The organism is Bradyrhizobium sp. Ses1 (assembly GCF_059512365.1).
Genome location: NZ_JCAMOQ010000031.1, coordinates 47,738 through 70,645 on the forward strand (window position 1 = coordinate 47,738; position 22,908 = coordinate 70,645).

Consider the following 22,908-nt stretch of genomic DNA (forward strand, 5'->3'; position numbering starts at 1 on the left):
TCTGCCGACTTTCGTCGGCCCATGCATTCCTTTTCTGTCATGCCCCGCGAAGGCGGGGCATCCAGTAATCACCGCTGCCGCGGGTTACTAAATCGTCCGCGTGCGCGGACGATGACGGCGGCGAAGGCGGCGTCACCGCCGCCTTCACGAAATTACTCAGCGGCTTCCGATGTCGGCGCCGGTCCCATCTTGGAATTGTGCAGGTCGACGTTGAGGCCGAGCGAGCGCATTTCCTTGACCAGCACGTTGAACGACTCGGGGATACCAGCCTCGAACGTGTCGTCGCCGCGCACGATCGCCTCGTACACCTTGGTACGGCCGGCGACGTCGTCCGACTTCACGGTCAGCATCTCCTGCAGCGTATAGGCCGCGCCATAGGCTTCCAGCGCCCACACCTCCATTTCGCCGAAGCGCTGGCCACCGAACTGCGCCTTGCCGCCCAGCGGCTGCTGGGTGACCAGCGAGTACGGGCCGATCGAGCGGGCGTGGATCTTGTCGTCCACCAGATGGTGCAGCTTCAGCATGTAGATGTAGCCCACCGTCACCTTGCGATCGAAGGGATCACCGGTGCGGCCGTCATAGACGGTCGACTGGCCGGAGGCGTCGAAGCCGGCAAGCTTCAGCATCTCCTCGATGTCGGCCTCCTTGGCGCCGTCGAACACCGGAGTCGCGATCGGCACGCCGTGACTCAGATTGCGGCCGAGCTCGATCAACTCGTTGTCGTTCAGCGAGCGGATGGTTTCATCGTCGCCATAGATCCTCTTCAGGGTCTCGCGCAGCGGCTTGAGATCCTGCTTCTGATAATAGGCGTCGATGGTCTGGCCGATGCGCCTGCCGAGGCCGGCGCAGGCCCAACCGAGATGCGTCTCGAGGATCTGGCCGACGTTCATGCGCGAGGGCACGCCGAGCGGGTTCAGCACGATGTCCGCATGCGTACCGTCCTCAAGGAACGGCATGTCCTCGATCGGAACGATCTTGGACACCACGCCCTTGTTGCCGTGGCGGCCGGCCATCTTGTCGCCGGGCTGGATCTTGCGCTTCACCGCGACGAAGACCTTGACCATCTTCATCACGCCGGGCGGCAGTTCGTCGCCGCGCTGCAGCTTTTCGACCTTGTCGAGGAAGCGCTGCTCGAGCCCCTTCTTCGACTCGTCGTACTGCTTCCGCATCGCCTCGATCTCGGCCATCAGCTTGTCGTTAGGCGAGGCGAACAGCCACCACTGCGACTTCGGATACTCATCGAGCACCGCGCGGGTGATCTTGGTGTCCTTCTTGAAGCCCTTCGGACCGGAGATGCCCTGGCGGTTCTCCAGCAGCTCGGCGAGACGGTTGTAGACGTTGCGGTCGAGGATCGCCTGCTCGTCGTCGCGGTCCTTGGCGAGGCGCTCGATCTCCTCCCGCTCGATCGCTAGCGCACGCTCGTCCTTGTCGACGCCGTGGCGGTTGAACACGCGCACTTCCACGATCGTGCCCTGCACGCCCGGAGGCACGCGGAGGGAGGTGTCGCGGACGTCGGAAGCCTTTTCGCCGAAGATGGCGCGGAGCAGCTTTTCTTCCGGCGTCATCGGGCTTTCGCCCTTCGGCGTGATCTTTCCGACCAGGATGTCGCCGGCGCGCACTTCCGCGCCGATATAGACGATGCCGGCTTCGTCGAGGTTCTTCAGCGCCTCTTCCGAAACGTTCGGAATGTCGCGCGTGATTTCCTCAGGACCGAGCTTGGTGTCGCGCGCCATCACCTCGAACTCCTCGATGTGGATCGAGGTGAAGACGTCATCCTTCACGATCCGCTCGGAGAGCAGGATCGAGTCTTCGAAGTTGTAGCCGTTCCACGGCATGAACGCGACCAGCACGTTGCGGCCGAGCGCGAGCTCGCCGAGATCGGTCGACGGACCGTCAGCGATGATGTCGCCCTTCTTGACGATGTCACCGACCTTCACCAGCGGACGCTGGTTGATGCAGGTCGACTGGTTGGAGCGCTGGTACTTCATCAGACGGTAGATATCGACGCCCGACTTGGTCGGATCGAGATCTTCCGTGGCGCGGATGACGACGCGGGTGGCGTCGATCTGGTCGATCACGCCCGAGCGGCGGGCCGCGATCGCGGCGCCGGAGTCGCGGGCAACCACGCCTTCCATGCCGGTGCCGACGAACGGCGCCTCGGCGCGAACCAGCGGCACCGCCTGGCGCTGCATGTTCGAGCCCATCAGCGCGCGGTTGGCGTCGTCGTTCTCGAGGAACGGAATCAGCGCGGCGGCCACCGAAACGAGCTGCTTCGGCGACACGTCCATGTAGTCGACCTTGTCAGGGGTCACCGGCAACACTTCGCCGGCGTGACGGCAGACCACGAGGTCCTCGGTGAAGCGGCCCTTCGGATCCAGCGGCACGTTGGCTTGCGCGACGCGGTAGCGCCCCTCCTCCATCGCCGACAGGTACACCACCTCGTCGGTGACGCGACCCTCCTTGATCTTCCGGTAAGGCGTCTCGACGAAGCCGTACTTGTTGACGCGCGCAAACGTCGCGAGCGAGTTGATCAGGCCGATGTTCGGACCTTCCGGCGTCTCGATCGGGCAGATACGACCGTAATGCGTCGGGTGCACGTCGCGCACCTCGAAGCCGGCGCGCTCGCGGGTCAGACCGCCCGGGCCAAGCGCCGACAGGCGCCGCTTGTGGGTGATCTCCGAGAGCGGGTTGGTCTGGTCCATGAACTGCGAGAGCTGCGAGGAGCCGAAGAATTCACGCACCGCGGCCGCCGCCGGTTTCGCGTTGATCAGGTCCTGCGGCATGACGGTGTCGATATCGACGCTCGACATGCGCTCCTTGATCGCGCGCTCCATGCGGAGCAGGCCGATGCGGTACTGGTTCTCCATGAGTTCGCCGACCGAGCGCACACGACGGTTGCCGAGATGGTCGATGTCGTCGATCTCGCCCTTGCCGTCGCGCAGGTCGACGAGCGTCTTGATGACGGCAAGGATGTCTTCCTTGCGCAGCGTCCGATGGGTGTCGGGCGCATCGAGCTCGAGGCGCATGTTCATCTTGACGCGGCCGACCGCGGAGAGGTCGTAGCGCTCGGAGTCGAAGAACAGCGACTGGAACATGGCCTGCGCCGAATCCAGCGTCGGCGGCTCGCCCGGACGCATCACGCGGTAGATGTCGAACAGCGCGTCCTCGCGCGTCATGTTCTTGTCAGCCGACAGGGTGTTGCGGATATAGGCGCCGACGTTGACGTGGTCGATGTCGAGCAGCGGCAGGTCCTTGTAGCCCTGCTCGTTGAGCGACTTCAGGAGCTTCTCGGTGATCTCCTCGCCGGCTTCGGCGTAGATCTCGCCGGTCTTCGGATTGACGAGGTCCTCGGCGAGGTAATTGCCGACCAACTCCTCATCCGACAGACGCAACGCCTTGAGGCCCTTCTCCTGCAGCAGGCGGGCCTGGCGAACGGTGAGCTTCTTGCCGGCCTCGAGCACGACCTTGCCGGTATCGGCGTCGATCAGGTCGTTAACCGTGGAATAGCCGCGGAAACGGTTGGCGTCGAACGGCACGCGCCAACCTTCCTTGGTACGCTTGTAGCTGATCTTCTTGTAGAAGGTCGAAAGGATCTGTTCCCCGTCGAGACCGAGCGCGTACATCAGCGAGGTCACGGGAATCTTGCGGCGGCGATCGATGCGCGCGAACACGATGTCCTTGGCGTCGAACTCGATGTCGAGCCAGGAGCCGCGATAGGGGATCACGCGCGCCGCGAACAGGAGCTTGCCCGAGGAGTGGGTCTTGCCCTTGTCGTGGTCGAAGAACACGCCCGGCGAACGGTGCATCTGGGAGACGATGACGCGCTCGGTGCCGTTGACGACGAAGGTGCCGTTCATGGTCATGAGCGGGATGTCGCCCATGTAGACGTCCTGCTCCTTGATGTCCTTGACCGACTTGGCACCGGTCTCCTCATCGATATCGAACACGATGAGGCGCAGCGTCACCTTGAGCGGCGCAGCGAAGGTCATGCCGCGCTGGCGGCACTCGTCGACGTCATATTTCGGCGGCTCGAACTCGTAGCGCACGAACTCCAGCATCGAGGTGCCGGAGAAGTCCGAGATCGGGAACACCGAACGGAACACGGCCTGCAGGCCTTCGTCCGGCCGCCCGCCCTGGGGCTCATCGACCATCAGAAACTGATCATAGGACGCCTTCTGAACCTCAATGAGGTTCGGCATCTCCGCGACTTCCTTGATGTGACCAAAGAACTTGCGTACGCGTTTGCGACCGGTGAATGTCTGCTGCGCCATCGGGGCCTCTCATTTTCGCCGCCCTTTTGGGGCGTACCTTCCGGAGCGCGATTGCCACCGCACCCGGGTTGAATTTCGATTCGCCTGGAAGGAACAAGGGCCAAATTCAGGAACCAAATCCTCAATTCGTTCTTGTAACCTTCAAAACGCAAAAGGACGCGCGGGGCGCTTGACGCACCCGCCCGTCAAAACTCGTCGCTTCACGGACTGAAAAAGCCCGAAATCTGCCTGTCTCCCAACGGTTCCCGTGGAAGCCCTGCCGCCCCCGCCGCCAACCGTGTTTCCGCTGCCACCCCGATATGGGACGGCGATCATGGAGATTCGAGGGTTAAACCCACGAATCCCCACACTTTTTTGTGTACCATGCATAACGCGACAACCCGTCGCACATCTTTTGCATGGCCTGTCCCGATTGCGCGCAGCCGCCCGGGATTTTCGCTCAATAACCCTCGGGTTACTTGAGCTCGACCTTCGCGCCAGCCTTCTCCAGCTGGGCCTTGATCTTGTCGGCCTCTTCCTTGTTGACGCCTTCCTTGACCGGCTTCGGAGCGCCTTCGACGAGGTCCTTGGCTTCCTTCAGGCCCAGGCCGGTGATGGCGCGGACTTCCTTGATGACCTCGATCTTCTTGTCACCGGAGGCAGCGAGCACGACCGTGAACTCGGTCTTCTCTTCAGCCGGAGCCGCGGCAGCGCCACCAGCGGCGGGACCGGCCACCGCAACGGCGGCAGCGGCGGACACGCCCCACTTCTCTTCCAGGAGCTTTGCGAGTTCGGCCGCTTCGAGCACGGTGAGGCTCGAGAGGTCGTCGACGATTTTCTGCAAGTCAGCCATTGATCTGTTTCCTTAAACGTTTGGTTCGAACCAGGGTTTGAGTTTTGCGAAGGGTCAGGCCGCTTCGCCCTTTGAGGCATGAGCCTGAATGACGCGCGCGAGCTTGGCCGCGGGCGCATTGGAGAGCTGGGCGAGCTTGGTCGCCGGGGCCACGATGAGGCCGACGATCTTGCCGCGCAGTTCGTCCAGCGACGGCAGCGAGGCAAGCGCCTTGACGCCATCGACATTCAGGACGGTTTTACCCATCGAGCCGCCAAGAATGACGAACTTCTCGTTCGCCTTGGCGAAATCGATGGCAACCTTTGGCGCCGCAACCGGATCGTTGGAGGTAGCGATCACGGTCGGCCCCTTGAGGAGGGTGCCGATGGCAGCGACGTCAGTGCCTTCAAGAGCAATTTTGGCGAGACGGTTCTTCGAGACCTTCACCGACGCGCCCGCCTGCTTCATCTGCTTGCGCAGGGTCTGCATCTGGGCGACGGTGAGGCCGGAATAGTGAGCAACGATCGCAACGCTCGTGGTCTTGAAGACCTCGTTGAGCTGTTCGACCGCCTCTTTCTTTGCCGCTCGTTCCACAGCAAGCTCTCTCCGGTTGGCGGCCTTCGCTTGCGCGGGACCGCCGGGTTGCACCCATCGTCCCACCCAAACCTTATGCCTCGGGACCGAAGTCCGAGGGACACGCCGGGCAAGACGACATTCTTAGAAGCCTGCCCTCCCGTCGGCCTTTCGACCGCGGGCTGTCGAGGTTCGAACCAAACCAGCTTCCGCAAGGCCTGCTTAAGGCTCTGCGCGAAGCAAAATCCAGTTTTCACCCGTCTATGCAGGCCATACGATTAAGCCGTTGAAAAACCGAAGTTTGTCGCGGGCGCCTGCAGTCTCGGACAGGATCAAGGCTAAGGCTCAAGCCAAAGCCCCTGCCCTCATCCCAACCGGGCCGACGGGTTCGCTTCCTTTCGAGCAATCCAAGTGGACGCCTGGAAGGAAAACTCTCCTATTGAGCCAAGTTTTCGGAATGCGAGCACAGGCACGCCAGCAACCGCCAGCACGCCCGGAAACAGTTTCTTAGCGGCTCCGCCCTCACTTGCCAAGAGCAAAATTCGGGCCGCGGACAGATCAGGCGAGCTGAACCTGATAAGGCAGCGGTTTGCCGGCGAAAAATGCCTCGAGATTGGCCAGCACGCAGTCCTGCATCGCCACATGCGATTCCAGGGTGTGGCCGCCGATATGTGGGGTCAGCACGATGTTCGGTAGCGCAGTGAGCGCGTCCGGCGCATGCGGCTCGATCGCGTAGACGTCGAGGCCGGCGCCGGCGATGATCTGGTCCGACAGTGCCGCAACCAGCGCGGCCTCGTCGATCACGGAGCCGCGCGAGATGTTGACGACCAGACCGTCGCTGCCGAGCCGACGCAGGATGTCGGCATTGACGGCGTGGTTGTTGTCCGCCCCGGCTCGCACCGCAATCATCAGGACGCTGCACCAGTCGGCCAGCGCCTCGAGGCTCGAAAAATACTGATACGGCACGTCGTGCCGGCTGCGGCTGAAATAGCCGACCTCGGTCTCGAAGGCGGCGACGCGCGCGGCAATCTTGCGGCCGATCTCGCCCATGCCGTAGACGCCGACCTTGCGGCCGCGCATGCCCGCCTGCGGCCGCATCATCGGCGACGGTTTTGCCCCTGCCCAGTCGCCGCTCCGCACGTAATTGTCGGCGACCGGCAGCCGGCGGACCGCCGCCAGCATCAGCGTCATCGCGATGTCGGCCACCGAGGCCGCATTCGCGCCGGGGCTGTTACCGACCGCGATGTTGCGCTTGGCCGCGGCAGCGAGATCGATGCCGTCATAGCCGGTGCCGTAGCAGATGATCGCGCCCAGTTTCGGCATCATGTCCATGGCGCCGGCCCCGAGCCGCCCGCTGCCGCCCGCGGTGATCAGCGCCCGGATGTCGGCGAGTTCCGCGGCCGAGAACGCCTCGTTCGGCCGCTTGCCGGCCGCGTTCAGCAGTTCATAGCGCTCACCGAAGCGCTGGAGCTGGGCTTTGGGAAAGCGCGAATAGATCAGGACTTTATCCGGCATTGTTGTTCTTCCCTGGAAAGCTGCGCCACGCCGCATAAGCAAAGGGCGGAACCGGCTGCCCGATCCCGCCCTCTCTATATTAGTAGGCCTTGCCGGTGGTTAGCCGAGCAGCGTGCCCGGCTCGACCTTCACGCCCGGGCCCATGGTGGAGGATACCGCCACGCGCTGGACGTAGGTGCCCTTGGCGCCGGCCGGCTTGGCCTTGACCACGGCGTCCGCGAGCGCCTTGATGTTCTCGACCAGCTTGTCCTCGGCGAACGAGGCCTTGCCGACGCCGGCCTGGATGATACCGGCCTTCTCGACGCGGAACTCGACCGAGCCGCCCTTGGCGCCCTTCACGGCGCCGGTGACGTCCATAGTCACCGTGCCGATCTTCGGGTTCGGCATCATGCCGCGCGGACCGAGCACCTTACCGAGACGGCCGACCAGCGGCATCATGTCGGGGGTGGCGATGCAGCGGTCGAAGTCGATATTGCCGGCCTGCACCTTCTCGACCAAGTCCTCGGCGCCGACGACGTCGGCACCCGCCGCCTTGGCCTCATCCGCCTTGGCGCCGCGAGCGAACACGCCGACGCGGAGCGTACGGCCGGTGCCGTTCGGCAGGGTCACCACGCCGCGCACCATCTGGTCGGCGTGACGCGGATCGACGCCGAGATTGATCGCGACCTCGATGGTTTCGTCGAACTTCGACTTGGCCCGCTCCTTGACCAGCTTGATGGCGTCCGCGAGCGGGTAAAGCTTTTCGCGGTCAATACCTTCGCGGGCCTTCTTCAAACGCTTTCCGATTGCCATGGCGCCTTACCCCGCAACTTCCAGGCCCATCGAACGGGCGGAGCCCTCGACCATCTTCATGGCCGCTTCGACAGTGCTGCAATTGAGATCCTTCATCTTCTTCTCGGCGATCTCGCGCACCTGCGCTTTGGTCACCTGGCCGGCCTTGTCGCGGCCCGGCGCCTTCGAGCCGGACTGGATCTTGGCAGCCTGCTTCAAGAAGTAAGACATCGGCGGCGTCTTCATCTCGAAGGTGAAGGAACGATCCGCATAGATGGTGATGACCACCGGGATCGGGGTGTTCTTTTCTTCCTTCTGCGTCTGGGCGTTGAAGGCCTTGCAGAATTCCATGATGTTGAGACCGCGCTGACCGAGCGCGGGACCGATCGGTGGCGACGGGTTCGCCGCACCGGCCGGGACCTGAAGCTTCAGGTATCCGGTCACTTTCTTTGCCATGTATCACTCCTGTTGTGCCGGACATTGTCCGGCGGGTTCAGGTTCCGTGGTTCGGACCTGGCGCGGCTGGCGACCGCGCCCGTCCTCCCACGTCCTTTCGGAAGCGTCTCCGCCTCCATTCTTGTCGTGCCCGGGCTCGACCCGGGCATCCATCCATCTTCGCAAGAAGCCTTCCTTCAAAGGCAGATGGATTGCCCGGTCAAGCCCGGCAATGACGACACAATCAGACCTTCTCGACCTGACCGAATTCCAGTTCGACCGGGGTGGCGCGGCCGAAGATCGAGACCGCGACCTTCACGCGCGAGCGCGCCTCGTCGATTTCTTCCACCACGCCCGAGAACGAGGCGAACGGCCCGTCGGCCACCCGCACATTCTCGCCGATCTCGAACGACACCGACGCCTTCGGCCGTTCCACGCCCTCCTGCACCTGGTGCAGGATCCGCATGGCCTCGGATTCCGAGATCGGCATCGGCTTGTTTTCCGCGCCCAGGAAGCCCGTCACCTTCGGCGTGTTCTTGATCAGGTGGAAGGCTTCGTCGGTAAGCTTCATCTTCACCAGCACGTAGCCGGGGAAGAACTTGCGCTCGGCGTCGATCTTGCGGCCGCGGCGAACCTCGGTGACCTTCTCGGTCGGCACCAGCACCTGCTCGAACAGTTCCTCCAGCCCACGTTGCTTGGCCTGTTCGCGGATCGATTCCGCCACCTTCTTCTCGAAGTTCGAGTAGGCGTGGACGATGTACCAGCGCTTGTCCATGGATTGCGTTAACGTGCTCATCAGTGGATACCCAGGATGAGGGTAATAAGATAGCGGATGATCTGGTCCGCGGCGAAGAAGAAGATCGACGCCAGCGCGACCATCACGAACACCATGATCGTGGTGATCGTCGTCTCACGGCGGGTCGGCCAGGTGACCTTCGCGGTCTCCGAGCGCACTTCCTGCAGGAATTTGAACGGGCTGAAAGCCATTCTTTAAAGTCCGCGTCCGTCGTCAGACGATTGCAAGTGTTTCAGGAATCCGAACAGTCCTCGAGCGCCCAGCCCTCTCGCGAAGGATGAGCCGGTTAACAGGCTCGATTGTTCGGGGGATATAAAGCCGCGCCGGATATCCGCCTTTTAATCGCGGGCCGGCTGCAGGTGGCGGGTATGTACTGCGGCAGCGGTGAAAGGTCAAGATATGCGCACGCTGGCAGGAGTGGCAGGGCTCGAACCTGCGACCCCCGGTTTTGGAGACCGGTGCTCTACCAATTGAGCTACACTCCTAAGGAACCGAAGCGTCGCCGCCGGTTCGCGCCGTTTGAAGCACAGGGCATGCCCCGAATGCAAGGGCGAAGCGGTAAACGCCCTGTTCAAGATTGCACTTCTCGGCCAGACTTCGCCCTGTCGCCGCGACAACAAGAAGCAACGGGAGAGACCATGACCGCGCAAACCGCCACCAGGCCGACATCCGCCCCGCAGACGCCACCCCTGCCCTCCGCCAAGCCCGAGCAGCTCGGCCTCTCCAGCGTCCGGCTGCAGCGGATGTCCGACACCTTCAAGCGCGAGGTCGACAAGGGAACCATCCCCGGCGCCACCGTGCTGGTGGCCCGCCGCGGCCAGATCGGCTGGCTCGACACCATCGGCCGGCAGGCGCCCGAGGGGGCGCCGATGGCGCATGACACCCTCTTCCGCATCTTCTCGATGACCAAGCCGATCGTCTCGGTCGGCACCATGATGCTGCTGGAGGACGGCCACTTCCTGCTCAGCGATCCCGTCGCGAAATTCATCCCGGAATTCGCCGAGACCAAGGTCGGCGTCGAGAGTGGCGGCAAGCTCGAGCTGGTGCCGGCGAGCCGCCAGATGACGATCCAGGACCTGCTCCGCCACACCTCCGGTCTCACTTACGACCACACCGGCAACGGCCTGGTGCAGCAGCTCTACCAGCAGTCGCGGCTGCGCAGCCGCAAGATTACCAACGCCGAGCACGCGACCTTGCTCGCCAGCATGCCGCTGATCTGCCAGCCCGGCGCCGAGTTCAACTACAGCCGCTCCACCGACATCCTCGGCCGCATCATCGAAGTCGTCAGCGGCAAGACGCTGGGCGCCTTCCTGACCGAGCGCATCCTGGCGCCGCTGCAGATGACCGAGACCGGCTTCTACACCGGCGAGGAGAATGCAACCCGGCTTGCCGAGGCGTTCCCGAGCGATCCCTGGAGCGGCGAGAAGGTGCAGCTCTTCAACATGCTGGAGCAGCCGGCGATGGAATCCGGCGGCGGCGGGCTGGTGTCGACCACGATGGACTATGCCCGCTTCTCGCAGATGCTGCTGAGCGGCGGCTCGCTCGACGGCAACAGGATCATCGGCCGCAAGACGTTGCAGCTGATGGCGTCGGACCACCTCGGTCCGCACGTGAAGATCCAGGGCACGCTGGTGCCGCCCGGCCACGGCTTTGGCCTCGGCTTTGCGGTGCGTATGCATCAGGGCATCGCGCCATTTCCGGGCTCGGTCGGGCAGTTCTTCTGGAGCGGCGTCGCCGGCACCTTCTTCTGGATCGATCCGGTCGAGGAGCTGTTTGCGGTGTTCATGTCGCAGGGCCCAGGCCAGCGCGACTATACCCGCACGCTGGTCAGGAACGGCGTGTACGCGGCGCTGGACTGACACTGTCATTCCGGGGCAGCCCGGGAGGGCTGAACCCGGAATCTCGAGCCGCAACTTCTGGATTCCGGGTTCGCGCTTGCGCGCGCCCCGGAATGACGAAGAAGGCCTCAACTGATCGTCGCGCCGCCGTCGATCACGACCGTCTGGCCGGTCATGAAGTCACCGGCCTTCGATCCCATCAGCACCGCGCAGCCGGCGATCTCGTCGGGGATGCCGATGCGCTGCAGCGGCGAGCGCGCGGTCGAGGCTTTCAGGTTCTCCGGATTGTCCCACAGCGCCTTGGCGAAGTCGGTCTTGATCAGGCCGGGAGCGATGCAGTTCACGCGGATATTGTGCTTGCCGTATTCGCAGGCGAGATTGCGCGCGAGCTGCATGTCGGCCGCCTTCGAGATCGCGTAGGCGCCAAGGATGGTCGAGCCCTTCAGGCCGCCGATCGAGGACACGATGATGATCGAGCCGTCCTTGCGCTCGATCATCTGCGGCACCACCATCGAGATCAGCCAGTTGTTGGCGACGATGTTGTTCTCGAGGATCTTGCGAAACTGATCGTCGGAGATGCCGGCCAGCGGACCGTAATAGGGATTCGACGCAGCGTTGCAGACCAGTACATCGATCTTGCCGAAGGCGCGGTTGCTTTCGTCGACGAGATTCTGAAGGTTCTCCTTGCTCGAGATGTTCGCCGCGACCGCGACTGCGGTGCCCTTGCCGAACTTGCCGTTGATCTCTTTCGCTACCTCGTCGCAGACATCGGCCTTGCGCGAGGAGATCACCACCTTGGCGCCATGCTCGGCCATGCGCTCGGCAATGGCGCGGCCGATGCCGCGTGTCGAGCCGGTGATGACGGCGACTTTTCCGTTCATGTCGAACATGCTCATGTTTCTCTCCCACATATGAGGTCTTGATGTTGGTCTTGAGCTAAGCAGCGTTTGCTGTCGCCGATATCAGCGCGTCAGGCGAGCTTGTTCTCCGGCACGACTTCCGGTCCGGCCGGCTGATGCATCGCGGCATGCTTTGCGTCCGCGATCCACGGCTGCTGGTTCACCATCGGCAACCGCCAGAGGCTGGTGTCCGCGCTTGCGATATGATCGAGCCGCGTCACCGAACAATTGTCGATGTCGAAGGCAAGCCCCCTCTCCGGCTGGCCGCCGAGTGCCAGACCGACGGCGGCCTTGATCGTGCCACCATGACCGACCGCGATCACGTCCTTGCCGGCTTCCGCGGCATTGATCCGCACGATCGCACGGCAGACACGGGTGTAGAGATCCATGAAACTCTCGCCGTCGGGCGCGGGTTCGTTGATGTCGGCGAACCAATGGCTGCCGACCGGGCGGCTGGCGAGGAACGCGGCGCGGTTCATGCCCTGCCACCGGCCGAGATGCTGTTCGGCGAAGGCGGCTTCCTTCGTCATGCTAACCGGCTTCGGAAAGCCGGCAGCCCAGATCGCCTCCGCGGTCTGATGCGTGCGCATGAGGTTGCTTGCGTACCAGACTGCGGTGCGCGGCAGGATCTTCGCGACCGCATCGAACACTTCGCGATCGCTGGTGTCGCATTCAATGTCCTTCTGACCGTAGATATTGCCGCCGTCGCTGCGCACCGGCGCATGCCGCACCCACCACCACCGTGTCGTGACCACCTTTGACTTGTCGGCATTGGACATCACAAGACCCCTTGAATAGTGTGCGTGTGTCGTACGTCAGAGTACATAACGTCTCAAGTGACTTGTCTGAAGTGACTCTGGCGTTTGAAATCTTGTTTGAATTCCGCGAAGCGGCAGGCGCCGACACGCAAAGCTATCAGGGAGAAACATATGGGCCGCCTCGAAGGCAAATCCGTCATCATTACTGGCGCCGGAAGCGGCATCGGGCGCGCTGCCTCTCTGTTGTTCACGAAGGAAGGTGCAAAGCTGATCGCGGTCGACCGCACCGAGGGCGTGAACGAGACCGCAAAGCTGGTCCGCGATGCCGGCGGCACTGTCGAAGCGGTGACAGCGGATGCGGGCTCCGAGGCCGACGTGAAGGGCTTCATCGACAAGGCGCTCTCGAAATACGGCAAGCTCGACGCGATCTGGGCCAACGCCGGCATCAGCGGCGGCCTGGTGCCCCTCGCCGACCAGACGGTCGAGCACTGGCAGGAGGTGCTGCGCATCAACCTGATCGGACCGTTCCTCGCGATCAAGCATTCGATCCCGCATATGACCAGGCAGGGATATGGTTCGATCATCTGCACCGCGTCGGTGGCCGGATTGAAAGCCGGCGCCAGTGGACATCCCTACGGCGCAAGCAAGGCCGGCGTCATCAGCCTGGTGCAGACCACCGCCTATTCGCTGTCCGGCACCGGTGTGCGCATCAACGCGGTCTGCCCCGGCCTGATCGAGACCGGCATGACCAAGCCGGTGTTCGACCGCGCCAAGGAGCGCGGCACCTCCGACAAGATCGGCCAGCTCAATCCGCTGAAGCGTGCCGGCCAGCCGCACGAACTCGCCGCGATGGGATTGTTCCTTGCGAGCGATGAAGCGTCGTACGTCAACGGCCAGGCGATCCCGGTCGATGGCGGCCTCACGGCGTCGATGCCGTACACGGGCAAGCCGATTTAGGTTGCGTGGGTGACGCGCGTTCTTCCCTTCTCCCCTTGTGGGAGAAGGTGTCGCGCATGAAATGCGCGACGGATGAGGGGTTGTCTCCGCGGGCGACGGTGCGCGTGGAGAGAGACCCCTCACCCAAGTGAGTTCGTTGCGGGCGCCGGTGAGCCCTCTCCCACAAGGGGAGAGGGCGCATCAATCGGCACCGGGAAAGCGTTGTGTCGCACGCTCTCTCCACAGTCGTCACGCGCGCGCAGGGGATGGGTTCTGATTCAAATTTCAAACAGCGGACCCGTAGGATGGGTAGAGCGAAGCGAAACCCATCGCGATGGAGCAAGCCGCGCGAATGATGGGTTTCGCTTCGCTCTACCCATCCTACGTCTGATTCAAACAGCGGATATGAGTTCGCATTCTCGCGGCATGATTTGCCCGAGCTTTGCTTCACTTTCCACCCTCCTCGATATCAGAGGGCGCAGGGAAAGCCGGGTGCCGGTTGCACCCATGGGTCCCGTGCAACAAAAAGCACGGGGGTAGGACCACAGGTTCAACCGAAGCATTCCGGCTTTCCCTGCGCGATGGTGTTACGGTTTCCTTCGTGCTCTCCCCGGTGACCGGGCTCTTTTGCCACCGTCACTCTGCTCAACGAACAGAACTTAGCGCCAGCGTCGGGGCGCCAGGACCACACGACTTCGCCGTCCGTGATGTATGCGCTCGTCAGTCGCACGCATCGCGTCCACCGCATCTCACCGCAACGTTCGTGACGATCGCGACCCGCCCCTCATTCGCGTGAGACGCGCGGAGTTAAATCACTGATTTGCCCGACGGCGAAAGCGGAATATTTTTCACCCGATGGCTGGACGCCCCAAATCAGCTTGAGATCATTCAACAAATTGGATTCCACGCGCGCCAGATTCCCGGGGTCGCCTCGGATCTCCCTGCACCGACGCGAAGCAAGATCGCGACTTTGATTTGCCCGTCGGGCACTGGGCAAGCGACAAGCACCGATGCCAACCGGAGAACTTGAATGCGTTTCCCGTCCACCGTTCGAGCGGCGCAGCACACGACGGCTACTTATCGCCGTTGAATAGGCTCAAGCGTGAGCGAGCTACGTTTTTCACCGATTCCACTGCGAACGGCAGGATCTTATAAGGGACAACTTCGTGGGGCTGTTGGGCCAACCCCTCCTCCAAGCCGCGTCTCCAGGCCACCCGCAATTCAGTATTGATGTGGATGATATTGATCCCAGCGGCGATTGCCTTCCGCAAGTCTTCGTCGTCGGTTCCCGATCCGCCATGCAGGGTAAGCGGCACTCGGGCCGCGCTCTTGATCTCGGCGATTCTCTGGATATCCAGCCGCTTCCGTGTTTGTCCCTGCACCATGCTCTTTAGCATCCCATGCATGTTGCCCACGGCCGGAGCGAGGATGTCGACCGCTGTAGAGTCGACAAACTGTTTCGCTTCTGCAGGAGAGGTTAAGCCCCTCGACAAGTCGGGAGCTTCTTCATGTATCTCAGAACCGGTTCCAATGTCGCCGATCTCTCCCTCGACAAGGACGTCGGGATTGATTGCTTTGAGAGCTTCGACCGCTTCTTTTGTTTGCCGTACATTCTGCTCGAATGGCAGCGCGGAAAGATCGAAGACGATAGCGTCAAATCCAGCCCTGACCGCTTCGACGGCCTTTGCCAGGGAATGCGTATGATCTGCGTTAAGGAATATTGGGCAGTCGCATTCCTCACGCAACCTCCGCACCAGAGCCGCAATTTCCGCGAGTCCGAAAAACTCCCGCTCGCCCTCGGATACACCGACCACCACCGGGACCTTAAGTTCCTGCGCGGCTGCCGACACCGCCTTCAATAGAACCCAATCGCCGACGTTGAAATGGCCGATCGCGACACCGTCTTTCTGACTCTGCTCCAAAGCATTCCGCAAGCCTTGCATCGAGAGCCTCCTCATAGAAGTTGCTGCGTAGTGCTCTGCACCATACTCGCATAGCTGGGTCTCCTCTTGCCTCTCTCGACGCCAAGTCACGGGCATTTGAATGCAGGGGCGCTCAATCCATTATGGCCGGTTACGAGCTGCTGGGCCGGAAGCAGCCAGCTGTTTTCCGGGCTGATCAATCATCGATCTCGTGGGATAGCAGTCTGGCTTCATGCGACCGAGGCTCCGCACGCGCCAAGCCTGTTGCGATCACCGCGATCTATCACTCCTCCGCGCGTGCCTGCGTCCAGACCCCGATCGGCTGCTCGAGCCCGCGGATGGTCTGCGGGACCTGGGCCATCAGTGGACGAAACACCGCCTCTGCACTGTCGAGTTCGCTCCTGGCCTGCCTGACGAGATCGTCGCTCGCTACCAGCGCGCAGCCGAGCGCGCGGGTCAAGGCTTCGAGCCGGCTGGCGGCATTCACGGTCGAACCGATGACCGCGAATTCGAGACAAGTCACTCCGATGTCGCCGAGCACGACCGGCCCATAATGCAGGCCAAAACTGACGCGGATCTGCAGCACAATTACGGACGCAATCAACAATCAGTCTAGTGATACATGAGTTTCAGGTCATCAGCTAAGGCTGAAGACCGACTCGCGAGAACGGATATCCGCAATATGCTCGGTAACCGTATCAACCAGGCATCGCGGGAGGTGCGTTCCGGGTCAGCACGCGACCGCGACGAGAGACGCGCGGAATTAGATCACTGATTTGCCCGACCGCGACAGCGGAATGTTTTTTGCGCGAGAGCTGGACATGTTTCTGCCGATTTGCCCGTCCCGTTGATTTGTCACACCCAAAGCAACCACATCGTCATTGCGAGCGCAGCGAAGCAATCCAGCCCTCCACTTGGTGAGCTATGGATTGCTTCGCTGCGCTCGCAATGACGGGGCTGTCATTCCGGGGCATCGCGAAGGCGATGAGCCCGGAATCCATCCAGCCGCGGGTGCGGGTGGAGAAATGGATTCCGGGTTCGCGCTTCGCGCGCCCCGGAACGACGGCGGTTGTCACAATCCATCCGGCGGCGGGCCGGATGCGCCTGCGGCCACCGGGCGTTTGCGTTTGTGCTCGCGGTGGAAGGCGTAGAGCCCTGAGAGCACGATGATCGATGCGCCCGCGATCATCATGGCGTCGGGCACATCGCCGAAGATGAGATAGCCGAGCAGCATGGCCCATAGCAGCGCGAGATAGCGGAACGGCGCCACGGCGGAGATATCGCCGGTGCGCAGCGCCACGATGACGCACTGGTAGCCGATCAGGACAAGGACCGCAGCCATCGCCAGAAGGCCGAGCGCACCGGCGGATGGCGGGGTCCAACCGCCAAGCGGGACGAGGATGACGGCGCCGGTTGCGGTCACCGTGACTGTTGTCAGCAGCGTGACGAACAGCGATGGAATCTGCGCCGGTATCTGCCTGGTCGCGAGATCGCGCAGCGCGCAGAAGACCACCGAGATCAAGGCGAGCAGCGCGAACTGGTTGAAGCCCTCGGCGCCCGGCCGAACGATGATGAGAACGCCGACAAAGCCGGCGATGATCGCAAGCCAGCGCCGCCAGCCGACGGGCTCGCCGAATGCCAGCGCGGCGCCGAGCGTGACGAGCAGCGGCAGCGCCTGGAGGATCGCGGAGATATTCGCGAGCGGCAAATGCGAGAGCGCCGCAAGGTACGAGACCGTTCCGCCGACTTCGCCTGTTACCCGCAGCGCGACCGGCCCTACCAGGAGCGTCCGAAGCGACCGCATCGCGCCCTGATGGAATGCCAGCGCCGCGATCAGCGCAATAGCAACGATGCCCCGCACCAGCATCACCTGGCCGAAGTTCATCTCCGCTGACACGACCTTGGTGATCGCATCGTTGATCGTGAAGCCCGCCGTGGCCACCGCCATGAACAGGCTTCCGCGGACGTTGGGGGAAAGCGCCAAGGGAAAATGCCGAGTTGGCTAGAAGTGATGAAATTCGATCAGTACCGTGTCGAAGGTCCCTCACCTCGCCCCAGCGGGGAGAGGTCGAATTGCGCAGCAATTCGGGTGAGGGGATCTCGCTCTATCGAGGGACCGTAACCCCTCACCCGGCGCTGCGCGCCGACCTCTCCCTATGGGAGAGGTGAAAGCGGAGTTACCGCTCGCCTCTATTCAACGTGGCGTAGTCCGAAGCGAATCGCACCACACTATCTTCTCTCACGTCGCGCCCGCCTTTTGCGCGTATTCCCATGATGCCTTGGACAGCGGCACCGTGCGCTTGGCGGATTCGATCGCCTTCGCGTTCGCGGCGGTGCCGTCGCGGATCCGCCCCGCAATACCCTGCGTGATGCCCGCGAGGCGGAACAGGTTATAGGCGAAGTACCAGTTGAGATCAGGCACCGCCATGTTGGTGACGTTGCAATAGATCTGCGCGGCCTCTTCCATGCTCGGAATGTTCAGCGCCTTGAGATCGGCGTCGGCAAGCCCCGACATGGTCCATTGCATCAACAGATAGGTGAAGTCGGCCATGGGATCGCCGAGCGTCGACAATTCCCAATCGAGCACCGCCAAGACGCGCGGCTCGGTCGGATGGAAGATCATGTTGTCGAGGCGGTAATCGCCGTGAACGATCGAGACACGTTCCTGCTGCGGCACCGTCTTCGGCAGCCACTCGGCCACCTTCTCGAATTCTTCGATGTGCTGCGTCTCGGACGCGCGGTACTGCTTGGTCCAGCGATCGATCTGGCGCGCGAAATAATTGCCGGGCTTGCCGAAATCGCCAAGCCCGATCGCTTCGGGATTGAAGACGTGGAGTTTCGCCAGCGTCTCGATCTTGCTGGTGAAGATATTGCGCCGATCCTCCGGCTGCTGGCTCGGCAACGTCGGATCCCAGAACACCCGGCCCTCTTCAAAGGACATGATGTAGAAGGTGGCGCCGATCACGGAATCGTCGGTGCAGAGCGCGTAGGCCTTGGCGACCGGAAAGCCCTGCTTGCCGAGCGCGGCGATCACGCGGAACTCGCGATCGACCGCGTGCGCGGACGGCAACAATTTACCGAACGGCTTGCGCCGCATCACGTAGGCGCGACCGGGCGTCTCGAGCTTGTAGGTCGGATTGGACTGACCACCCTTGAATTGCAGGACTTTCAGCGGTCCCTGAAAGCCGTCGACATGCTCCTGCATCCAGCGGGCAAGGCTTGCCTCGTCGATGCGATGCCGTTCCTCGACTTCCCGGGTCCCGGAAAATTCTTCGTCCTTCCTGACGCCGTCCGCCACGATGACGCTCCCTCACTCTTTTTGGGGAGCGCCATCTGGGCGTTCCCGGTCAGTGTGTAGTGTTTGCATACTTCCGAAGTTCAAGTCTGGCAATGGCGCGGTTATGCACCTCGTCCGGACCGTCGGCCAGCCGCAGCGTGCGAATGCCGGCATAATCCTTCGCCAGCCCTGCATCGTCGGACACGCCGCCGCCGCCATAGGCCTGGATCGCCTCGTCGATGATCTTCAGCGCCATGTTCGGCGCCGCAACCTTGATCATGGCGATCTCGAGCTGAGCGGTCTTGTTGCCGACCTTGTCCATCATGTCGGCGGCCTTGAGGCACAAGAGGCGCGTCATCTCGATATTGGTGCGGGCCTCGCCGATGCGCTGCTCCCACACCGAGTGCTCGATGATCTTCTTGCCGAAGGCGGTGCGCGACATCAGCCGCTTCACCATCTTCTCCAGCGCCTCCTCGGCCTTGCCGATGGTGCGCATGCAGTGATGGATACGGCCGGGGCCGAGGCGGCCCTGCGCGATCTCGAAGCCGCGGCCTTCGCCGAGCAAGAGGTTCGACGCCGGCACGCGCACGTTTTCGAGCAGCACCTGGGCGTGGCCGTGCGGCGCGTCGTCGAAGCCGAACACCGGCAGCATCTTCTCGACCTTGATGCCGGGGGTGTCGAGCGGCACCAGGATCTGCGACTGCTGCTGATGCCGGGCCGCCGAAGGATCGGTCTTGCCCATCAGGATCGCGATCTTGCAGCGGGGATCGCCGACGCCCGACGACCACCATTTGCGGCCGTTGATCACATAGTGATCGCCGTCGCGCTCGATGCGGGTCTCGATGTTGGTGGCATCGGACGAAGCCACCGCGGGCTCCGTCATCAGGAAGGCGGAGCGGATCTCGCCGTCGAGCAGCGGCCGCAGCCACTGCCGCTTCTGCTCCTTGGTGCCATAGCGGAACAGCACTTCCATGTTGCCGGTATCGGGCGCCGAGCAGTTGAAGACTTCGGACGCCCAGGTGATGTGGCCCATCTCCTCGGAGAGCAGCGCGTATTCGAGATTGGTCAATCCCGCGCCGTGAAATTCGTCGTCATCATGCGAGGACGGCGGCAGGAACATGTTCCAGAGACCCTCGGCCTTGGCCTTCTTCTTCAGCTCCTCGAGGATTGGGATCACCTTCCAGCGCGGCCCCTCCTCGTCCTGCTTCCTGTAGATCGGCACCGCCGGGCGAACATGCGTGGTCATGAACGACTGCACGCGGTTCAGCCATTCCCTCTGCTTGTCCGACATCGTGAAATCCATGGGACGCTCCTCGTTTCCTAGACTTTGGGCCGCACTGTCTTCCCGCCGCCCGCGCGCCGCAAGGCCCGACCGCGGACGACAACGACTGTGGTGTGCCAGAACGCCATCGCGCATATCAGCGGATTGACATTTTCCAGCCTTCAAACGATAGTTTCATACAAATGTTTGAAATGCAACTCCCTGGACGGGGGTGATCCAAATGGCCAGCGACCAGACCCGTACCGCCATCCTCGCCGCCGCCGAGCGGCTCTATGCCGACCGCGGCTTCGGCGACGTCACGCTGCGCGACATTGTCGCGGAGGCGAACGTCAACCTCGCCGCGGTGAACTATCACTTCGGCTCTAAGGATGAATTGATCGCGGAACTGTTCGTCACCCGCAGCATCCAGCTCAACCGCGAACGGCTCAGGCTGTTGCAGGCTGCCGAGGAAGCAGGCGATGGGCGCGCCTCGATCGACGCGATACTGCGCGCCCTCGTCGGCCCGACCTTGCGCGGCTGTCTGGGCCCGGAGAACCAGCGCTCGACCGCGGCACGTTTCATGATACGGGTCTCGATTGAGTCAGTGCCGCCGATCCGCCGCATCCGGAACCGCGAGATCGATCATTTGCGCAAATTCATCACGGCCATGCGCCGCTCGCTCCCGGGACACAGCGATGTCGAACTCTATTGGGGCCTGCACTTCGCGCTCGCCATGGCGCAGCAGACCGTGCGCGACAGCGAGCGGCTGACGAAGCTGTCGGAAGGCAAATGCGACGTCGACGACGTCGAAGGGATCATCGAGCGCGTGGTATCGGTCGCAGCGATGGCGCTGACGACGGGTGATGCCGCGAGCAAGACGCCGGCGCGCATGCTCGCACGCGACGCGCGCTAGCTGCTATCAGCTAATTCAACACAGAGGCAGTCTCAGACGCGATCGGACCCGTGCCATTGGCCTGGGCCATGCCGTACGCCGCAAACGCAACCGCGGCGTTGGCCTGGATCATCACCAGATCCGGTTTCTTGTTGCCCATGAACGTGATCCGGAAATGGTAGAACGGAATCTGCTGCGCTCCGACCGTTTGATAGGCCAGCACGGCCTGAACGTCGGCGACGTTATTCCCTGCGTAGTTGGCCGCCAAAATCGAAAACCGGCAGGTGCCGTCGGGATTGTTGGTGGGACAAGTATAATGCCAGTTATAAACCGCAGATCCTGGCGGAAACGATTGCGCAATGGCTGGACTTGCAAGAAGCGCCGCAAGTAAAGGTAAAGCGGAGCGAGCGAGCTGCATCGGTCATTCTCCCCTCACAATTACAGATACAAAGGCGGCTTATTAGATACCCTTCGACGAAATCTGTCTTTCAATTTCGCGGCACAATATGACGTTTGCCCAGGCCAGCAACGGGCGCGCACCGCTCCCAGCGGCCGTAGCCCGGGTGGAGCGAAGCGCAACCCGGGGAAAGCCTGCGCGATGCCCGACAGATCCCAGGTTGCGCTTCGCTCCAGCCGGGCTACGCTCTGCCGTAACGCCTAAACGATCCCCTTCGCCTTCAAGCCCTCGATCCTGGCTTCGTCATAGCCGAGCTTGCCCGACAGCACTTCCTTGGTGTTCGCGCCGAGCAGCGGCGGTGCGCGGTAGTCCTTGATCGGCGTGCCTGAGAACGTCAGCGCGTTGCGGATCAGCGACAGCGAATGCTCGAAGGGGTGGTCAACCTTGACCTCCATGCCGCGCGAGCGGACATGCTCGTCGGCAAACATCTGCGCGAAATCGTTGACGGGGCCGGACGGCACGCCGGCCTTCTCCAGCTCTTCCAACCAGTAGGCGACCGGCTTCTTGAGGAACAGGCCGGCGAAGATCGCCATGATCTCCTTGCCATGCGCGACGCGGTTATTGTTCTTGATAAAGCGCGGGTCCTTGGCGAGCTCGGGCTCGCCGAGCACGGCGCAGGTGCGCTCGAATTGCGCGTCGTTGCCGACCACCAGCATCAGTTCACCGTCGGTGCAACGGAACACGCCGGCCGGCATGCCGCCATTGCCCCAGGTGCCGCGGCGCGGCGGCGTCTTGCCGTTGACGAGATAGATCTGCGCGTAGTGCGAGAGCGAGGCGATCACGGTGTCGAACAGGCAGACGTCGACATGCTGCCCCTCCCCGCCCCTGGCATCACGATGGTAGAGCGCGGACAGGATTCCGATCGAAGTGTTCATGCCGGTCATGTAGTCGACGATGGAGGGGCCGACTTTCATGGGGCCGGCGCCGGGCTCGCCATCCATATGGCCGGTGACGCTCATCAGCCCGCCCATCGCCTGAAAGATCGCGTCATAGCCGGCGCGCGGCGCATAGGGGCCGGTCTGGCCGAAGCCGGTCACCGAACAATAGATGATGCGCGGGTTGATCTTCTTGATCGATTCATAGTCGAGCCCGTAGCGCTTGAGATCGCCGACCTTGTAGTTCTCCATCATCACGTCGACGCCTTTGGCGAGCTCACGGATGATCTCCTGCCCTTCCGGTCTGGCGATATTGACCGTGACCGACTTCTTGTTGCGGTTGGCGCAGAGATAGAACGAGTTGTTGTTGTTCTCCTTGCCATCGGGGTCCTCCAGATAAGGGGGACCGAAGGCACGCGCGTCGTCGCCGGTGCCGGGACGCTCGATCTTGATCACCTCGGCGCCGAGATCGCCCAGCATCTGCGCCGACAAGGGACCCGCGAGCACACGCGTCAGGTCGAGAATCTTGATGCCCGAGAGTGGCAAAGCCGACATGAAAACTTCCTCCGCAGAAACTTATGCTCTTGTGGCGCGGGAACGTAAGGTCCGGCCGCGCTGTCG

At 62.7% G+C, this 22,908-nt stretch carries 20 protein-coding genes and 1 tRNA gene; 3 read left to right on the plus strand and 18 right to left on the minus strand.

The features are described 5' to 3' along the window. Positions 1-152: 152 nt before the first annotated feature. The 9 genes from rpoB to AC5ZG5_RS29005 form a co-directional block, all read right to left on the minus strand. The gene (gene rpoB, locus AC5ZG5_RS28965) at positions 153-4,271 is read right to left on the minus strand and encodes a DNA-directed RNA polymerase subunit beta (protein ID WP_028168543.1); all 4,119 of its coding nucleotides are present in this window, start codon (positions 4,269-4,271) and stop codon (positions 153-155) included. A gap of 454 nt (positions 4,272-4,725) precedes the next feature. Further along, positions 4,726-5,103: a 50S ribosomal protein L7/L12 gene (gene rplL, locus AC5ZG5_RS28970; RefSeq protein ID WP_027520973.1), complete on the minus strand. Its 378-nt coding sequence runs from the start codon at positions 5,101-5,103 to the stop codon at positions 4,726-4,728. Positions 5,104-5,157: 54 nt separating this feature from the next. Beyond that, a complete protein-coding gene (rplJ, locus tag AC5ZG5_RS28975) occupies positions 5,158-5,676 on the minus strand; it encodes a 50S ribosomal protein L10 (protein ID WP_028168542.1) in 519 nt (172 codons plus the stop codon). A gap of 537 nt (positions 5,677-6,213) precedes the next feature. After that, positions 6,214-7,170, minus strand: a complete 957-nt coding sequence (locus AC5ZG5_RS28980; RefSeq protein ID WP_456644957.1) for a 2-hydroxyacid dehydrogenase — start codon at positions 7,168-7,170, stop codon at positions 6,214-6,216. A gap of 99 nt (positions 7,171-7,269) precedes the next feature. Further along, the gene (gene rplA / locus AC5ZG5_RS28985; protein WP_028168540.1) at positions 7,270-7,962 is read right to left on the minus strand and encodes a 50S ribosomal protein L1; all 693 of its coding nucleotides are present in this window, start codon (positions 7,960-7,962) and stop codon (positions 7,270-7,272) included. A 6-nt stretch (positions 7,963-7,968) separates the two neighbouring features. Then, the gene (gene rplK / locus AC5ZG5_RS28990) at positions 7,969-8,397 is read right to left on the minus strand and encodes a 50S ribosomal protein L11 (RefSeq protein WP_028168539.1); all 429 of its coding nucleotides are present in this window, start codon (positions 8,395-8,397) and stop codon (positions 7,969-7,971) included. 223 nt (positions 8,398-8,620) lie between these two features. Further along, a complete protein-coding gene (gene nusG / locus AC5ZG5_RS28995; protein ID WP_028168538.1) occupies positions 8,621-9,151 on the minus strand; it encodes a transcription termination/antitermination protein NusG in 531 nt (176 codons plus the stop codon). A gap of 20 nt (positions 9,152-9,171) precedes the next feature. Next, positions 9,172-9,363: a preprotein translocase subunit SecE gene (gene secE, locus AC5ZG5_RS29000; protein WP_016840554.1), complete on the minus strand. Its 192-nt coding sequence runs from the start codon at positions 9,361-9,363 to the stop codon at positions 9,172-9,174. Between the two features lie 218 nt (positions 9,364-9,581). After that, positions 9,582-9,657 (minus strand) — tRNA-Trp (locus tag AC5ZG5_RS29005). A 153-nt stretch (positions 9,658-9,810) separates the two neighbouring features. Between AC5ZG5_RS29005 and AC5ZG5_RS29010 the strand changes: the two genes are divergently transcribed. Continuing rightward, a complete protein-coding gene (locus AC5ZG5_RS29010; protein WP_456644956.1) occupies positions 9,811-11,031 on the plus strand; it encodes a serine hydrolase domain-containing protein in 1,221 nt (406 codons plus the stop codon). 107 nt (positions 11,032-11,138) lie between these two features. On the opposite strand, the gene AC5ZG5_RS29015 is transcribed toward AC5ZG5_RS29010, so the two are convergent. After that, the gene (locus tag AC5ZG5_RS29015) at positions 11,139-11,906 is read right to left on the minus strand and encodes an SDR family NAD(P)-dependent oxidoreductase (RefSeq protein ID WP_456644955.1); all 768 of its coding nucleotides are present in this window, start codon (positions 11,904-11,906) and stop codon (positions 11,139-11,141) included. 74 nt (positions 11,907-11,980) lie between these two features. Beyond that, positions 11,981-12,688 carry a histidine phosphatase family protein gene (locus AC5ZG5_RS29020; protein ID WP_456644954.1) on the minus strand — a complete coding sequence of 236 codons (708 nt, stop codon included), beginning with the start codon at positions 12,686-12,688 and terminating at the stop codon, positions 11,981-11,983. A 150-nt stretch (positions 12,689-12,838) separates the two neighbouring features. Between AC5ZG5_RS29020 and AC5ZG5_RS29025 the strand changes: the two genes are divergently transcribed. Beyond that, positions 12,839-13,624 (plus strand): SDR family NAD(P)-dependent oxidoreductase, encoded by a 786-nt coding sequence (locus AC5ZG5_RS29025; protein ID WP_456644953.1) that lies wholly within the window; start codon positions 12,839-12,841, stop codon positions 13,622-13,624. 1,052 nt (positions 13,625-14,676) lie between these two features. On the opposite strand, the gene AC5ZG5_RS29030 is transcribed toward AC5ZG5_RS29025, so the two are convergent. From AC5ZG5_RS29030 to AC5ZG5_RS29050, 5 genes are all read right to left on the minus strand, one after another. Continuing rightward, entirely contained in the window at positions 14,677-15,546 is an 870-nt protein-coding gene (locus tag AC5ZG5_RS29030) for a class II fructose-bisphosphate aldolase (RefSeq protein WP_456644952.1), read from the minus strand. A 262-nt stretch (positions 15,547-15,808) separates the two neighbouring features. Then, on the minus strand, positions 15,809-16,129 hold the full coding sequence (locus AC5ZG5_RS29035; RefSeq protein WP_456644951.1) for an adenylate/guanylate cyclase domain-containing protein: 321 nt from the start codon (positions 16,127-16,129) through the stop codon (positions 15,809-15,811). A gap of 468 nt (positions 16,130-16,597) precedes the next feature. Continuing rightward, positions 16,598-17,509, minus strand: a complete 912-nt coding sequence (locus AC5ZG5_RS29040; protein ID WP_456644950.1) for a DMT family transporter — start codon at positions 17,507-17,509, stop codon at positions 16,598-16,600. Between the two features lie 255 nt (positions 17,510-17,764). Next, complete coding sequence (locus AC5ZG5_RS29045; protein ID WP_456644949.1) at positions 17,765-18,823, minus strand: phosphotransferase family protein; 1,059 nt, start codon at positions 18,821-18,823, stop codon at positions 17,765-17,767. 49 nt (positions 18,824-18,872) lie between these two features. Further along, positions 18,873-20,105: an acyl-CoA dehydrogenase family protein gene (locus AC5ZG5_RS29050; RefSeq protein WP_456644948.1), complete on the minus strand. Its 1,233-nt coding sequence runs from the start codon at positions 20,103-20,105 to the stop codon at positions 18,873-18,875. A gap of 199 nt (positions 20,106-20,304) precedes the next feature. Here AC5ZG5_RS29050 and AC5ZG5_RS29055 point away from each other — a divergent pair, with 199 nt between their 5' ends. Continuing rightward, a complete protein-coding gene (locus AC5ZG5_RS29055; protein ID WP_028163341.1) occupies positions 20,305-20,976 on the plus strand; it encodes a TetR/AcrR family transcriptional regulator in 672 nt (223 codons plus the stop codon). A 10-nt stretch (positions 20,977-20,986) separates the two neighbouring features. Here the strand turns inward: AC5ZG5_RS29055 and AC5ZG5_RS29060 are convergent, their stop codons facing one another. Together AC5ZG5_RS29060 and AC5ZG5_RS29065 are read right to left on the minus strand one after the other, a co-directional pair. After that, the gene (locus tag AC5ZG5_RS29060; RefSeq protein ID WP_456644947.1) at positions 20,987-21,373 is read right to left on the minus strand and encodes a hypothetical protein; all 387 of its coding nucleotides are present in this window, start codon (positions 21,371-21,373) and stop codon (positions 20,987-20,989) included. Between the two features lie 239 nt (positions 21,374-21,612). Then, complete coding sequence (locus tag AC5ZG5_RS29065) at positions 21,613-22,842, minus strand: CaiB/BaiF CoA transferase family protein (protein WP_456671225.1); 1,230 nt, start codon at positions 22,840-22,842, stop codon at positions 21,613-21,615. Positions 22,843-22,908 lie beyond the last annotated feature (66 nt).